Source organism: Bremerella alba (genome assembly GCF_013618625.1).
In the GTDB taxonomy this organism is placed as follows: domain Bacteria; phylum Planctomycetota; class Planctomycetia; order Pirellulales; family Pirellulaceae; genus Bremerella; species Bremerella alba.
Map to the genome: position 1 here is coordinate 124,877 of NZ_JABRWO010000005.1, position 14,838 is coordinate 139,714.

Genomic DNA, 14,838 nt, shown 5'->3' on the forward strand with positions numbered 1-14,838 from the left:
CCCAATTTTGCAAAACCAAGTTTTGCGTCTGCCGTTACTCTCGCATCTGCTATTTCCGCAGATAAAGCCAGGGATGAATTCGGTCGAATCCACCCATCAGATCGCCGATTCCTTCGGCTGCACCGGCGACTAAATAGCTGCCTGGCTTCATTACTTGTTCCACATTGTGCATGACGCGTTTCTTAGAATCGGCATTGAAGTAGATCAATACGTTCTTCAAAAACACGAGATCAAACGACGGCTCTGCAAGTCGATCCAGCAGATTATGTTGCCGGAATTTCGTCATCGACCGGAGCTTCGCATTGGGCTCCCAGATCGTTGCTCCGCCTAGCTGGCTGAAATACCGACGCTTCAAGGCGTCCGGTACCAAACGCATCGCGCGTTCGTTGAATTTCGCTTCTTGGGCATCCTGCACCGCTCCGACACCAATATCGGTTCCCAGTATCTGCACCCGCCAAGCGGCAGGATTCCGAAGGCCATCAGCAATACATGTTGCGATCGAATAGGCTTCGTCACCGGTACTACAAGCGGCCGACCAGATACGCAGTGCATTTTTGCCCGTCTTTTGAAACTCGGGCAAAAACGTTCCGCGAAGCCAATTCCAGTTGGAATCGTCGCGAAAAAGGTACGTCTCGTGCGTCGTTACTTCCTGCAGAAACCCATCCCACTCGGCGTGCGAGATAGGAAGTTTCTTCAGAAAGTTGTAGTACTGCTCGAAATCGGTGATTCCCGACTCTTTCAACCGACGGCGAATGCGGTTGGAAAGTAATTGTTTCTTCGCCGGCGAAATTTCGATCCCGGCTACATCGTAGATCATTTTTGCATAACGCCGCATCTGATCGTCGGTGACCTGTGCGGTGGCGGTTAGTGAGCTCATGCGTTGTTTCCTTAGTCAATCGTTCCTGCCCAAAACGGGTGTCAACTCGTCTCGCGGCATCTAGCCACCGGCGAGACGAGTGACAGGGTTTGCTTACTCGCTTAGATACGGAAGCGGCTGACCAATTCGCGAAGCATGGTGGCTTGAGCACCCAATTCTTCGCTGCTCGACGCCATCTCTTCCGAAGCGGCTGCCGATTGCTCGGTGACGCCGGAAACCTGCTGAATTGCTCCAGCAACTTCGTTGGCGTTCTGAGCTTGTTCGACGGTCGCGGTCGCGATTTCCGAGATCTTGTCGGCCGTCGCACTGACACCGGCGATGATCTTTTCCAGAGCAGCACCAGTTTGGGCACTCAGAGTGGAACCATCTTGGACTCGCTGGGTCGACTCTTTAATCAGCGAGGAAATTTCCTTAGCGGCTTCACTCGAACGCTCGGCCAGCTTACGAACCTCGTCGGCTACGACAGCGAATCCCAGTCCATGCTCGCCGGCACGAGCAGCTTCGATCGCTGCATTGAGTGCCAACAGGTTGGTCTGGCTGGCGATTTCCGAGATCACCTGAATAATTTCACTGATCTGTTCCGAAGAAGTCTTGATCAACTCCATGGCTTCGATTGACTTCTGAACGGCGTTGCCACCTTCTTCAGCCATCGTGCTGGTATCGCCGGCCATACGATTGGCTCCACCTGCATTGTCTTTAACCGAGTCGATGCTGCGGGTCAGCTGTTCTATCGAAGCACTCATTTCTTCGACGGAAGCACTTTGGGTTTGAGCACCCTGGGCCAGGTTCTGCGAGTTCTCGGCGATCACCGAAGCACCTTCAGCGAACTGCATACCGCTATCGACGACCTGGCTGATGATGTCCCGCAGGTCAGCGATCATACGATCAATCCCTTCGGCCAGTTGGCCGATTGCATCATCACGGTTCAAGTCGACTCGTTGCGTCAAGTCGCCTTCGGAAGCGGCTTGAACAACAGCCAGAATTTGATCGACGTTGCGTCGCAATTCAGCTTGTTCTTCGCGTTCGCGTGCGGTTCGTTCCTCTTCGGCCTGTTTGGCTTTGACCTGTTCGGTGATCAGCGACCAGGCAATCATCGGACCGGTATAGTTACCATCCTTGTCGTAGATCGCACTGGCTTGCAGGTCGAGGTATTCGCCCTCGATTTCAATTTCCGTGTTTACCGGCAGATTGCTTGCATCGGCCAAGATACGACGCTGATGAGCTGGGTTTTTGTGGAAGATGTCGTACGAAGCGCCAACGATCTTGCTAACTGGAGTCGGCAAGACGTGCTCGATGCTACGCAATGTTTTTTCCGAGGCCGGGTTCATGTAAGTGATCGTGCCGTTCAAATCGGCCAGTAAGATATTGACCGGAGCGTTTTCGACGATTGCGGTCTTTTCTGCGGCCGAAACTTCCAAGCGCAGTTTTTCGGTAACGACTTCCCAGGTAACCATCGGGCCAAGGTACTCGCCCGATTCGTCGTAGGTAGCCGAAACCAGCAAGTCGGCAGTTTGATCGCCGAGTTCAATGTTGGTGCGAACCGGCAGATTTTGTGGGTTGCTGAGAATGCGACGCTGGTAGGCCGGATCCTTGTGGAAGATGTCGATCGACTGGCCGATGACTGCTTCCGGCTTACAGGGAATATGAGCAGCGAGTGAACGCAGCGTGTCCAAGCTGGCAGGATTGACGTAGGTGATCGTCAGGTCCTTATCGGCCATCATGATATTGATGGGCGAGTTGTCGCTCATGGCCTTCGCTACCGAAAGTTCGTTGCGAAGGTTTTGGACGTTTTCGGTCGACTGAGATGTTTTATTAGTGGTCATGGTTTTGTAACTCGTTGATTTGATATTCATGTAGAAAAACTGCCCCTCCGGTGATATCCGCGTGCTCCTGCTAAGTCGGTCAGCCGCTTCACTGGGGAAGCTGGACTTTCCTGTTGACATTGAACCGAGACGATGCTCGGAAGTGGCTTAGCCGATACGCGTTTCGAGTTGCTCGACTTCTGCTTTACCCAAGATCTTGTCGATGTCGAGCAAGATCAGAAGTCGTTTATCGAGCTTTACTAAACCTGTGAGGTACTCACGACCGAGGCCGGCCACGGTCGGGGGCGGAGAAGAAATTTGGTCCTTCGAGATGCGGAGGACTTCGCTGACTGCGTCGACAATAATGCCGACCGTCTTGCCACCGACATTCATGACCATGATGCGGGTCTCGTCAGTGGAATTTTGTTCTTGAAGCCCGAACCGCAATCGCAAGTCCACAATCGGAATGACCGTATTGCGGAGATTGATCAGGCCCTTGATATAGCCTGGGGTCTGAGGCACGCGGGTAATCTCACCCATCAGGATGATTTCCTGAACGCGGGTGATCTCGATTCCATACTCCTCCTTGGCCAATTGAAAACTGACCAGTTGCATGGAATTAAGCCCCTCGCGACGCTGCGACTCGTGGTTCGAACGCTCTTCCGACTTAAGATCTTCAGTTGTCACGGACAAAACTATGTCTCCCGATCAGTGCTGGAACGATTTATCGATCCGCTGCCCCGAGATACTCGGGCGGGACGGCCTTGTCCGCGACTTGTTATCCTTCACCTTCGGATAAACGCCGTAAGCCAGGTGCATCCAGCCGACTGCAAGCCTGTGGCGTTCTCGTATAAAGGTCGGTTAATAAATACGAAAAAGTTTGCTCAGGTCGTAAATTTTTACTCACTGTTTAGGACTTCCTCTCTGACCTAGACGTAACAAGCGGAACAACCCCACCTAATTTAGGGATTCAGCTGCGATACGCGTGAGCCTGCTTCCGCTAAGCCACCAAGATGAGGCGAAACCCTACATGGCAACCATGAATTCCGCTCGAAATGCGGCTGAGCGTATTGTCGAGAATTTTCCCACGTGGGACTTGCCCCCCTAAGAGTGCGACCTATTGTTCGGTAGAAATTTTTAATTTCCCCGAGACCATTCTCCACCGGTCAATCCAGGCCGAGCGGGCAGGCGAAACACAGGAGCATTACAGAATATGTCTACACGCGTACTTGTTGCCGACGACTCCAGCACCATGCGAAAGATCATTCTCCGTTCCCTTCAAGCTGTTGGCGTTCCGAACGCTGTCGAAGCTGCGGACGGGGAAGAAGCTGTCAAGATGTTTAAGCCAGGCGAGTTCGATCTCGTGCTGACTGACTGGAACATGCCCGGTAAAAGCGGCTTAGAAGTGATTCAAGAGATCCGCAAGATTGATCCCGACGTGAAAATCATGATGGTCACGACCGAAGCAGAAAAGTCGCGCGTCATGGAAGCAATTCAGGCCGGTGTTTCTGACTACCTGGTCAAGCCATTCACAGCCGATACGCTTCGCGAAAAGCTAGAAAAGCACGGTTGCTAAGCTCCGACAATCGCGGAACGAAGATTCAATCAACAAGACGACAAAGCCTAACAAGGGTGATGTCGTCTTTTTTATTGTCTCACCTGCGCTCTTATGACTATGGCTTCTTCGAGACGACGATTTTGTCCTCCCGAATCTCGTAGGTGAAATCAGTACCTTTGAAGACCGCATCCAGCAGCCCTGTCATGCCGACGGTTTTCACACTGAACGAGACTCGCTGAGTCAACGCTTCCTTCACACCATCGGGCACATCAAACTTCATGCCCAATTGTTGCTCTAACGCGTTAAGAACCGGGCCCAAGGGAAGTTGTTCGACGTTCAGTGTGTAACGCTTCTCACCTGGCATAACCACGGTATTGCGTGCTGTGCTACCTCGCAGTAATTTGGCGATCTGCTCTTGAACCTGCTGCGGGCCTGTCACAGCCAACTGACGCTTGCCGTCGGACTGCACTTTGATTTCCGGAAAGAGATGCTGGATCTTCTCGATGGCCTCGTCATGGTTGCCTGCATACTGATGCACACGCGTGAGCGAGAGGTCGTCTGGAATGGAAACCAGTTGCAGCTCAACGCCGTCATCGGTTTTGTTGAAACGGTACGATGCGTGGTAGCCAGCCAAAACGATGGAAAGATACTCGGTAGTCTTGAGCGGCGGAAAGTCGACCGCTGGCCATAGGTCGTGTTTGATGACCGCATCCAGATTGCTCCAGCGCAAACCGTGATGGGTGGCTACCTCCGTCAAAATTGCTTCCGGTGTCGATAGTTTGGGCCAGCGATATTTCTTTCGGTCGAGCAGTTTGACCGCTTTCGGATATCCACTCGACTTGGCAAACTGTGCCTGCAGTTCGGCCACTGTCGGCAAGCGACTGGCCGTATCTGTCGGGCCGAGATAAATCACGTCTCCGACACGTGCCATGCCGATGCCAAGCTGGGCGGCGATGCGCTGCAGGCCAAGCTCTAGACGCTCGTTGGTAAATGCCATCTTCATTGTCTGATCGGGATCGACGCGGCGATCCAGGAAAATGGCTACCCGCTGCGTTTGACCGAGGCGCATCAGACCATCTCGAAGAGGGACTTCCTCCCATGTTAAGTCAAACGTCAATTGGAGCTGTTTATCGAGATCGGCCTCGGTTCGCCAATCGATAGTCTCTTGCGCATGAACCTGGGTTCCTAATAGCAAAACTTGGGCTGTCAAGACTCCAATGAGAAGCTGGGTAAGACTGAGCGATGACGGTCGCATCGATTATTTGCTCCGGGGTTACCACGTGATTACACTCGGACATTGTTCAAAGGATTGACCATAAAGGATTTTCGATCTCAGGACGAGAGAAAAGCACTTTGATTGCCGTAAGGCCAACTTGTGAGCGACTCCCCCGATCGTCAACCCGTACTACTTTCCATCTTCCAGAAATACCTTTTGGAGGAGAATACTGCTACGTATATTCACCGCGTAGCAGCCATCTATACGTGCGGAACGCTAGAGCGTCTTTCCCAACATGGTGCAGCCGAAGTACGTCGCGCGGCGGTGATGGCACTTTGTTTTGTCAGTGACTATTCGTCGAATCACACCGTGGGCATGGCACTCAACGATGCTGACCGGGGTGTTCGTCTGATTGCCGAGAACGGCATTCGATCTCTTTGGATTCGTGCCGGCACGCAAAGCCAACGCCATCGCCTAAAGAAGGTGATGACGCAGATCCAAGGGAACTCGTTAGATTCTGCACTGCAGGAAGCGGATTCACTGATTGTCGACGCTCCGTGGTATTCCGAAGCCTACAATCAACGAGGCCAGGTTTACTTCAAGCAGCAGAACTTTGAACGATCTCTCCGCGATAGCCACCAAGCGTTGGAGATCAACCCTTATCACTTTCCGGCAGCCATCTCGATGGGGCAGTGCTACCTTCGCCAGGGTGAAAATGTCATGGCCCTGGATAGCTTTCGCCGAGCACTGCGGTTGAATCCCAACCTGGAATCGATTCGCACTCAGATTTCCTATCTCGAGCGACAGCTGGAAGAAATGTAATCGCAACGGCGATTAAAATTTCATCTTTTCTCTAAGCGCCTCTTGTAAGTCAGAAGTAGTTGCTTAAACTGGACCTCTGCCTGCAAATGAGACTGAGTCTCGCTCCGCAGGCAGGCAATCAGCACGCCAGCTCTTTCCGGGCAAGCCAGCAAACTTCCAGCACCCGTATGCCCCCTTATCTTTCGTCTAAATCCTTAGGCCCAGGGCAGACGGAGCTCTCGAAAACAAATGCTTTGTTTGAAAAGTGCTATGAAAGCGCATTCCAAGCAATCAAAAAAACTGGCTTTAATTTGCACTTATTGCGCGAGAATTACTTCGGTGATTCGACCGATCTTCCAAGGAAAAGAGAAATGAGACGTAACAGCCGATCCCAACCTGCTGGCTTCACGCTGGTCGAACTGTTAGTCGTGATCGCGATTATTGGCATTCTGATAGCGCTGCTTCTGCCGGCCGTACAACAGGCTCGCGAAGCGGCTCGGCGGATGCAATGCTCCAACAACCTCAAGCAAATTGGGCTCGGCCTGCATAACTATCTGGATACCCACAAGCGTTTTCCACCTAGCCGCGTTCGCTGGGGAACTTCGCCAGATCGCATCACCCATGGCTGGTGCATTCTGGTCGCTCCATTTTTGGAATTAGGGACCGTTCAGGATCGATACGATTTCAATGTTTCGTGGTTCGACCCGATCAACGAAGAAATCAGTCAGACATCCCTCGACGTCTTCCGTTGCCCTTCCAGCCCCAGTGGGGCACAACTCCTTTCCAATGCACCGTGGGGAGCGAGTACCGAGAGCATGGTGGGTGAATACCAAGCACTCGCAGGCTACTTTGACAACGTTCAAATTACACCGAACTCCGCCAACGGGATGCTTCACGATTCCAACGGAAAGCCACGTGACGTGACCGATGGATTGACCAACACCCTCTGCATATCAGAACTAGGTGGGCGTCCTGACTTTTTCGCTGCAGGAAAGAAGGTCGGCGCATTCCCGAGTTCTTTTGACTACGTTCAAGAGTGGGGCGTGTGGGCCGCTCCTCAACGTATTTTCTTCACCGGCTACACACACGATGGTATGACGAATTTCGGCCCCTGTGCTCTGAATTGCGCTAACGCTGAAGGCATCTATTCATTTCATCCTGGTGGGGCCGAAGTGCTGATGGGCGATGGCTCGGTTCAGTTCCTCGCTGAAACAGTCCCCGTGCAGAATGTATATCGCATGATCGATCCACAAGACGGAACCGTAGTCGACTCTCCGTTCAACTAGTACACACCCAGTTGCACCGGGAGCAATACTTATGATCCAGAGAATTTCACGTGCTACCGTTTGCATCATGCTGGCGGGATGCTTGACAACCTTTACGGCCTGCTCGACCAAGCCCAGTTACCAAGAGGTCGAGATTTACCCTACCTCAGGCAGCGTGACTGTTAAGGGCGAACCAGCCTACGGAGCGGTAGTCATCCTGCATCCGCAGGGAGACGTGGGTATGACTAAGGGAAACCGCGTGTTTGCCAAGGTCAAAGAAGATGGCACTTTTGCCATGACCACCTACATAACCGAAGACGGAGCACCTGCCGGAGAATATCTGGCCACCGTCATATGGCCATTAGACCCGAACGCCCGTGGCCCAAGTCCCGATCGCCTTCGTGGCAAGTACGCCACGGCCAGCCAATCGGACTTGACGGTCATGGTCGAAGAAGGAGAAAACCAGATTCCCCCCTGGGAACTATAGTCGATCTCGTTTCTCAATACGAAACACTCCGCAAGGACGAGCCTTTCTTTCGTGAAATGGTTCGTCCTTTTTCTTTTGCGGATTCACTTCCTGGGCTTGCACGGTGGAAGTTGCGGCGATTTAGCTCCATAATTTGAGTTACCACTCGCACAACCTCATCGAACGGATCCCATGGAAGACAACCTAAAGCCCATCCTGATCCTGGGAGCCGGCATCAATGGCGCGGCTCTTGCCCGGGAACTACTGCTCAACGGCGTACCGGTCGTCCTAGTCGACCATGCGGACATAGCCTCCGGCACTACCAGTTGGTCGTCACGTTTGATCCATGGTGGGCTACGGTATCTGGAGCACGGCGAGGCATCGTTGGTCTACGAATCGCTCAGTGAGCGAGAACGCTTTCTGAGCAACTCGCCGGAACATGTGTCCGCACTCGAATTGATGATCCCGGTCAAATCGCAGTTCGCCGGACTGCTCTCGTCAGCAACCGGATTCTTTAATTTACCTTTCTTCAAATCCAAGAATCCTTCTCGTGGTGCCTGGGCCATCCGCAGCGGACTCACCATGTACGATTTTCTGGCCGGCAGCCAAAACCTGGGATCGCACAAGCGGATGCCCCAGAAACAATGGCAGCCCATCGGTTTCGATACAAGTTTCATCGACGTCTTCAGTTACTACGATGGCCAAATCGAGTTCCCTGAGTTGTACGTCTCGACACTCATTCACGATTGCCAGCAGATCGCCCAAGAACAGGGGATTCGTTTCACCCTTCGCACGTATCGACGACCCAAACTCAACGGCAAGCATTTCGAGTTCGAGAATCTCCTAGGCTTCGACGCCGCGATCGATCCCTTGGAACCGTCCGCATTAGTCAACGCATCCGGTCCATCTGGAGATGAGACCCTTCAGGAGCTAGGGATTCGCTCGGAACGTCTCTTTGGCGGAACGCGTGGCTCGCATCTGATTTCCCACAAACCGGCGTTGAAGGAGGCCCTAGGCCCGCGTGGCGTTTATGCCGAAGCATTCGACGGACGCCCTGTTTTTATCTTGCCTTGGAACGGAGGCGTATTAATCGGCACGACCGATATCCGACACGAAGGAGATCCTGAAGTAGCGACTGCCAGCCAGGAAGAAATTGATTACCTGTTGCGATGCGTCAATTCTGTCTTGCCAGGGGTCGACCTAAAGCACGAGGACATCGCTCAGCACTATAGTGGCGTTCGTCCACTACCTTTCGTGCCAGAAAGTTCAACAGCTTCCATCCCACGTGGTCACTGGCTGCACGAACACACTTCGGCGCCATGGCCTTGCTATACGGTTGTTGGCGGCAAGCTAACGACCTGCCGTTCGCTGGCCGAGCATTCGGCGAAGACCATTCTAAAACAGCTCGGTCGTGAAGTGGTTGCTGACTCGAAGACTCGCAAGACGTACCAGGGTGATCTCCCGCAGATCGAGCCAGGGCAGAGAGCTCGATTCATTTTGCAAAACCTCACCGGTGTAGACAGTGCCGCCGATGTCCAAACGCTTGCATCGGTAGCCATTGCTCAGTTGCATGCCAAAACGATCGCCGACATCGTCGAACGTCGCTTGATGTTAGTCTTCGATCCTGAACTATCGCGTTATCATTTAAGCGCGATCGCCGATGCCCTGATTGCCGACGGCAAGCTTTCTGCCGACGTGAAACAGGAAACACTTGAAGCGTACATCCAGAGACTACAATCGCGGTTCGGAAAACAGGTTCTTCCTGATTAAACGCCCTTTGCAGGACACCTCAGCATGCCCCAGTACCTATTAGCCATCGACCAAGGCACCACCTCAAGTCGATCAATTCTATTCGATCACGATGCTCGCATTGTCTCGTCTGCCCAGGAAGAGTTCCGCCAGATTTTGCCTGCACCGGGGCATGTCGAACATGATCCGGAGGATATTTGGAAGAGCCAGCTGAATACGATCCAAGGAGCCTTGGGCAAAGTTGCTCTGAAAGAAGTCGCCGCGATCGGAATCACCAACCAGCGTGAAACGACCTTCGTCTGGGACAAAAGAACCGGCAAACCGATCCACAATGCTATCGTCTGGCAAAGCCGCGTTTCGAGCTACTTATGCGATCGACTTCGCAAGCAAGGACTCGAAGAGACGATTCGCCAAAAAACAGGGCTGGTGCTCGACGCTTACTTCTCTGCGACCAAGCTGATGCATCTTCTCGAAACCGTGGATGGTGCTCGACAAGCGGCCGAAGACGGACATTTATTATTTGGTACCGTCGACTGTTATCTGGTCTGGAAGTTGACCGGCGGAAAGCGACATGCAACCGATGCGAGCAATGCTTCCCGCACGATGATGCTTAATTACGAAACGCTTGACTGGGACGACGAGTTGCTTGCCGCGTATAACATTCCTCGGCAGATGCTTCCCGAAGTGGTCGACTGTAGCGGTAAGTTTGCGGAAACCGATCCGACGATTTTGGGAGCCGCCATTCCCATCGCTGGCATGGCCGGAGACCAACAGGCCGCTTCTTTCGGCCAGACCTGCTTCGACCAAGGGATGGTTAAAAACACCTACGGCACCGGGGCTTTCGCGTTGATGAACATCGGCGATAAGCCAGTCCTTTCCCAAAACAACTTGCTGACAACGGTCGGGTGGAAAATTGGCGATCAGGTAAGCTATGCGTTAGAAGGCTCAATCTTTGTCGCCGGGGCGGTCGTGCAGTGGCTACGCGACGGACTGGGCATCATCGAATGCTCGTCAGAAGTCGAACCGTTGGCAGAAACAGAAGAAGACAACGGTGGCGTTTACTTTGTGCCTGCGTTTGTCGGACTAGGGGCACCTTATTGGGATCCGAATGCACGCGGAACGATCGTGGGCATCACGCGTGGAACAACCGGAGGTCATCTAGCCAGAGCCGCGTTAGAGGCGATGGCCTATCAAACGCGTGACATGATCGAAGCCATGCAGCGTGATGCAGGCGTCCCCCTGCAAGTGCTTCAGGTCGACGGCGGCGCCAGCGTCAACAACGCGTTGATGCAATTTCAAACCGACCTCTTGGGAACGACCGTCCGTCGCCCAAAAATCAGTGAAACAACAGCTTTGGGTGCGGCTTTCTTAGCGGGACTGGCCGTCGGTTTCTGGGAGTCCCAAGAAGAACTTCGCGGGCTTTGGAAGTTGGATAAAGAGTTTGCTTCGGTCGCCGATCGCAGCAAGATGGATCAGATGTATGCTCGCTGGAAAGAAGCGGTCGAGCGAAGCCGGAATTGGGAAAGAGCAGGGGAGTGATGGAGCTAGGCCTCTGGATCATGACGATCTTTACCGGGCTGATGGGCATTGGCGGCATATGGGCGGCAATTTCCGACGCCCCATCGGTATTTCAATCTCGCAAGATTGCGTTTCTGGAACATCGCATCGGTCACGCGAGTTCTCGATTCGTGGTTGGAATCGGCGGGCTGCTGTTGATATTGCTGGCGATCAGCTTCGTCATCTTTCCTCCGATGTAAAACCAAAGCGATCAATACGCAGGGCGATTGTGGAGCTAGAATTTTTTGCATGCGACTCAATATTTCGAGTTGGCCAGCGAATAACGTTTCATTCACGCCCTATTCATTCGCTTCCCCTATGGTGAAATGTTTATTCCGCACGGAACCGATGCTCCCATTTATCACGTTCCTGCCGTTACCATCACGGTAATACTCCTAAACATTGCGATCTTCTTCGCGCCACCGGTGGTCGAGCACTTCCAGAATCCGGAGCCTAGCGGCGTACGCAACCGATTGCCTTTGTTGTCTTGGTTTGTCGAAGGAGGCTATCACGGACCAGAACATTACAAGCTTCAGTTCGGCGACGGCATCAAACCCTGGCAAGGGATCACAGCTTCGTTCCTGCACGCCCATGCGATGCATTTGCTAGGCAACATGCTGTTTCTATTTCTGTTCGGGTTCATAGTCGAAGGAAAGATCGGCTGGTGGAAGTTCCTAGCGATCTATATTGGAATTGCATTCATCCGAGGGATTCTCCTGCAGGTCCTGGTCATGCTATTCAACCCGAGTCTGCAAGCGGCTGCTTTAGGGGCATCAGGCGTTATCTTCGCACTGATGGCCATCGCCATAATCTGGGCACCGTTGAATAACATTCAGGTGACTCACGTCGGCTGGCGTTATCGCATTAATCATGAAGTCGAAGAGATGGACGTTCCCGTCTATGCCATGGCCGGCATCTTAATCTTTCTCGACCTTTTTTTCACTTATTTAATCATGAAAGACAGTGCAGAATTCGTCCCGTACACGCCCGTGTTGCATACCTTTGGTGCACTGCTTGGAGCTGGAGTCGGCGTTGCAATGGTCAAGCTCAAGCTCGTCGACTGCGAGAACTATGACATCTTCTCGGTCTGGGCAGGGCGTCACGAAAAGCCTCGCGATGAACCCACAGCCGAAGCGGTAGCCAAGACCGAGACAAAGCTCGTCCAGCAAGGGCTGCAACAGATTCGGCAGATTCTGGATGAGGGAGAAAACCCACAACTGGCCTACCGAGCCCATGTCAGCATGACGCAAAAGTATGCCGCTTGGCACCTACCGGAGCGTGAGTTTCTGACCATCATCAAGCAGCTTTGCGATCAGCAACGAGACAACGATGCGGTACTTGCCATGGAAGAATACCTGAAAGCCAGTCGCCCTAAACAGAATCAGGTTCGATTGAAACTGGCATCGCTATTAACCCGTTCCATGCGGCTACCAGGGCAGGCGCTGAGCACGCTTCTGCCGATTCGCTTCGAATCTTTGTCGCCGCGAGAGAAGACGCTGTACGAAAAGATCGCCACAGAGGCCAAGGCCCTCCAAGCTTCCGGTGTTGTCGATTCCGTCTTGGACGATTGGTAAATAAAAAAAGGCGACCGCTATTAGAAGCGATCGCCTTTGTGTTTTGGTGCCGTATGGCTTGCGTTCTAACGACGCATGTTCTGCGAGGCCATGGCCTGTTGAACCATCGACGAGTATCGCTGCGGATCGTTCCAGAACGCTTGCAAGCTTTCTTCGCTGCTGAACAGGTAAAGCGTGCCGCGGTAGGTCAATCCGAACCGTCGATCACCAGGCACAACCTGACCTTTGCCCAGATACGCAACCGGGTCAATACCCGACATCACTGGGCTGAACTGGTTTGGGTTGGCCAGAAACTTCTGCTGTTCGTTCTGCGACGAGAATAGGTAAACCTGCCCCTGATGCTGAGCACCCCAGCGAGGATCACCCTTCTGCCACTTCATCTGTTCGACCAACGTTACGGGGCAATAGCCATCGATTGCAAACTTAGGCTGCTGCGGTTCAGGCTGCGCGGCAGGAGCTGACGGGGCTGCAGAAGCAGCTGGCGGCTGTTGGGCAAACTGCTGTGCCGGTGCTTGCGAAGGTGCCACGCTTTGCTGTGGTGCATTCGAGTTGAATCGGCTTTGGCCAGGTGCCTGGGTTGGAGTTACCTGCTCAGGGCTCGGTCCACTCGAAACAAAACGCGAACCAGAAGGTTGTTGCGGAGCTACCTGTTGCGGCGGATCCGCTTGTGCCGGAGCAGGATTCGACGTGAAGCTTGAGTAACGCGACCCCTGGGACTGACTAGGTGCGACTTGCTGAGATGCTTGCGGTGCGACCGGTGTGGTATTGGCAGCCTGAGCAACCATACTAGCACCAGGTGCAGCTGGGCTGGAACTGGGATTCAGTTTGGCCGAAACCTGAGCCAGAATACCAGTGTAGCGATCTTGATCCTGCGGGCTGATCATGCGGTACACGACCTGACCGCTCGGAGCGACCACGACGTCTTGCGGCCAGCGGTCGACGCCGAATTCTCGAGCGATCGCTGGCTCGTCGCTTGCATTGATTTTGACTGGAATGTAGTTTTGCTCGACAGCCTGAGCGAAGCTGGTCTGCGAAAAGACATTCGCATCCAGTCGACGACATGGCGGGCAGTTGTCGGCAAAGAAGTGAATCAGAACCAACTGATTCTTAGATGCGGCAACACGCTTGGCGGTTTCCAAGTCGGGGGCCCAGCGAACAGCGTCTTCAGCGAAAATCATCGACTGAAACGCCAGCAAGAGGCCGACTGCGGAGGTACGGATAATAGACGACATGAATGAACGAGCCCCGGTAAGCGAGTTCCAAAAATCAGCTTGGTTCGGTTTTCCATTGGTTGGTATCGGGACAGCCGCTCGTACGAATGCATCAAAAGTAACGAATTTGCGGAATTTACTGGACTATATTACGCATGAGAGTCGTATCGGTCGTTCCCATTAGGCAAATCATGTTAGCGTTAAGTCGCTTGCAGCCAACAACTTGCTTCCGATACTGCTTTTCGCATGTAGAAAATGAGAAACTCTGTCGATTGAATGAGAATGATAGCTTGACACGACCGGGTAAATCCTTATGATGCCAGTAGTTTGATCGCCAACGATCTGTGAGTTGACCTCGCGTTTTTCAGAGTTGTTGGCCATCGTTTCTGCTCAAAGGCGTCGGACTGAAATCTTCAGCAAACGTCAAGTTCTTCGGGCAGTAATGGTTTTCTTTGAGAAGTCACAGTAAGTAGTGTGACACGTTTGAGAACCAAGGAAGCTTCCAGTTCTTCAGGGAACTGTTTCGGTTACCACAAGACTTCACTAGGGTAACTAGTCTTGCCAGAGGACGCTCGATGAGCCGAGGCAAGGGACTTGGGTGACCACCGATTTTCATTTGTGACTCGATTGGTAACGGAATTACCTTTCAGCCTTCATAAAACACCGAGCAGTTCGCCCTCGGCATACTGTTCGGCCAATGTTGCCATCCTCAGGGCATCGTCGCTTTCGGCGAATGGCAACCCGGAAACCTCTCACACATCA

13 protein-coding genes are annotated in these 14,838 nt (G+C 53.0%); 8 read left to right on the plus strand and 5 right to left on the minus strand.

The annotated features are described in order from the left end of the window. Positions 1–49: 49 nt before the first annotated feature. The 3 genes from HOV93_RS10135 to HOV93_RS10145 all read right to left on the minus strand — a co-directional run bounded on the left by HOV93_RS10135 (position 50) and on the right by HOV93_RS10145 (position 3,366). Entirely contained in the window at positions 50–877 is an 828-nt protein-coding gene (locus HOV93_RS10135; protein WP_207396385.1) for a CheR family methyltransferase, read from the minus strand. A gap of 101 nt (positions 878–978) precedes the next feature. Next, complete coding sequence (locus HOV93_RS10140) at positions 979–2,700, minus strand: methyl-accepting chemotaxis protein (RefSeq protein WP_235990123.1); 1,722 nt, start codon at positions 2,698–2,700, stop codon at positions 979–981. A 147-nt stretch (positions 2,701–2,847) separates the two neighbouring features. After that, positions 2,848–3,366, minus strand: a complete 519-nt coding sequence (locus tag HOV93_RS10145) for a chemotaxis protein CheW (RefSeq protein WP_315853387.1) — start codon at positions 3,364–3,366, stop codon at positions 2,848–2,850. Positions 3,367–3,892: 526 nt separating this feature from the next. Here HOV93_RS10145 and HOV93_RS10150 point away from each other — a divergent pair. After that, a complete protein-coding gene (locus HOV93_RS10150) occupies positions 3,893–4,255 on the plus strand; it encodes a response regulator (protein ID WP_207396388.1) in 363 nt (120 codons plus the stop codon). A gap of 97 nt (positions 4,256–4,352) precedes the next feature. On the opposite strand, the gene HOV93_RS10155 is transcribed toward HOV93_RS10150, so the two are convergent. Then, entirely contained in the window at positions 4,353–5,492 is a 1,140-nt protein-coding gene (locus HOV93_RS10155; RefSeq protein WP_207396389.1) for an STN domain-containing protein, read from the minus strand. A 120-nt stretch (positions 5,493–5,612) separates the two neighbouring features. Between HOV93_RS10155 and HOV93_RS26375 the strand changes: the two genes are divergently transcribed. The 7 genes from HOV93_RS26375 (at position 5,613) to HOV93_RS10190 (ending at position 12,865) form a co-directional block, all read left to right on the plus strand. Beyond that, positions 5,613–6,275, plus strand: coding sequence for a tetratricopeptide repeat protein (locus HOV93_RS26375; protein WP_207396390.1), 663 nt, complete (start codon positions 5,613–5,615; stop codon positions 6,273–6,275). 350 nt (positions 6,276–6,625) lie between these two features. Then, positions 6,626–7,540 (plus strand): DUF1559 family PulG-like putative transporter, encoded by a 915-nt coding sequence (locus HOV93_RS10165; protein WP_207396391.1) that lies wholly within the window; start codon positions 6,626–6,628, stop codon positions 7,538–7,540. A 31-nt stretch (positions 7,541–7,571) separates the two neighbouring features. Next, on the plus strand, positions 7,572–8,006 hold the full coding sequence (locus tag HOV93_RS10170) for a hypothetical protein (RefSeq protein WP_207396392.1): 435 nt from the start codon (positions 7,572–7,574) through the stop codon (positions 8,004–8,006). 171 nt (positions 8,007–8,177) lie between these two features. Then, positions 8,178–9,755: a glycerol-3-phosphate dehydrogenase/oxidase gene (locus HOV93_RS10175; RefSeq protein ID WP_207396393.1), complete on the plus strand. Its 1,578-nt coding sequence runs from the start codon at positions 8,178–8,180 to the stop codon at positions 9,753–9,755. A 24-nt stretch (positions 9,756–9,779) separates the two neighbouring features. Beyond that, positions 9,780–11,273 carry a glycerol kinase GlpK gene (gene glpK, locus HOV93_RS10180; RefSeq protein ID WP_207396394.1) on the plus strand — a complete coding sequence of 498 codons (1,494 nt, stop codon included), beginning with the start codon at positions 9,780–9,782 and terminating at the stop codon, positions 11,271–11,273. Then, entirely contained in the window at positions 11,270–11,491 is a 222-nt protein-coding gene (locus tag HOV93_RS10185; RefSeq protein WP_207396395.1) for a hypothetical protein, read from the plus strand. The genes glpK and HOV93_RS10185 overlap by 4 nt, the downstream gene beginning before the upstream one ends. Positions 11,492–11,617: 126 nt before the next feature. After that, complete coding sequence (locus HOV93_RS10190; RefSeq protein ID WP_207396396.1) at positions 11,618–12,865, plus strand: rhomboid family intramembrane serine protease; 1,248 nt, start codon at positions 11,618–11,620, stop codon at positions 12,863–12,865. 65 nt (positions 12,866–12,930) lie between these two features. On the opposite strand, the gene HOV93_RS10195 is transcribed toward HOV93_RS10190, so the two are convergent. Continuing rightward, on the minus strand, positions 12,931–14,097 hold the full coding sequence (locus HOV93_RS10195; protein WP_207396397.1) for a thioredoxin family protein: 1,167 nt from the start codon (positions 14,095–14,097) through the stop codon (positions 12,931–12,933). Positions 14,098–14,838 lie beyond the last annotated feature (741 nt).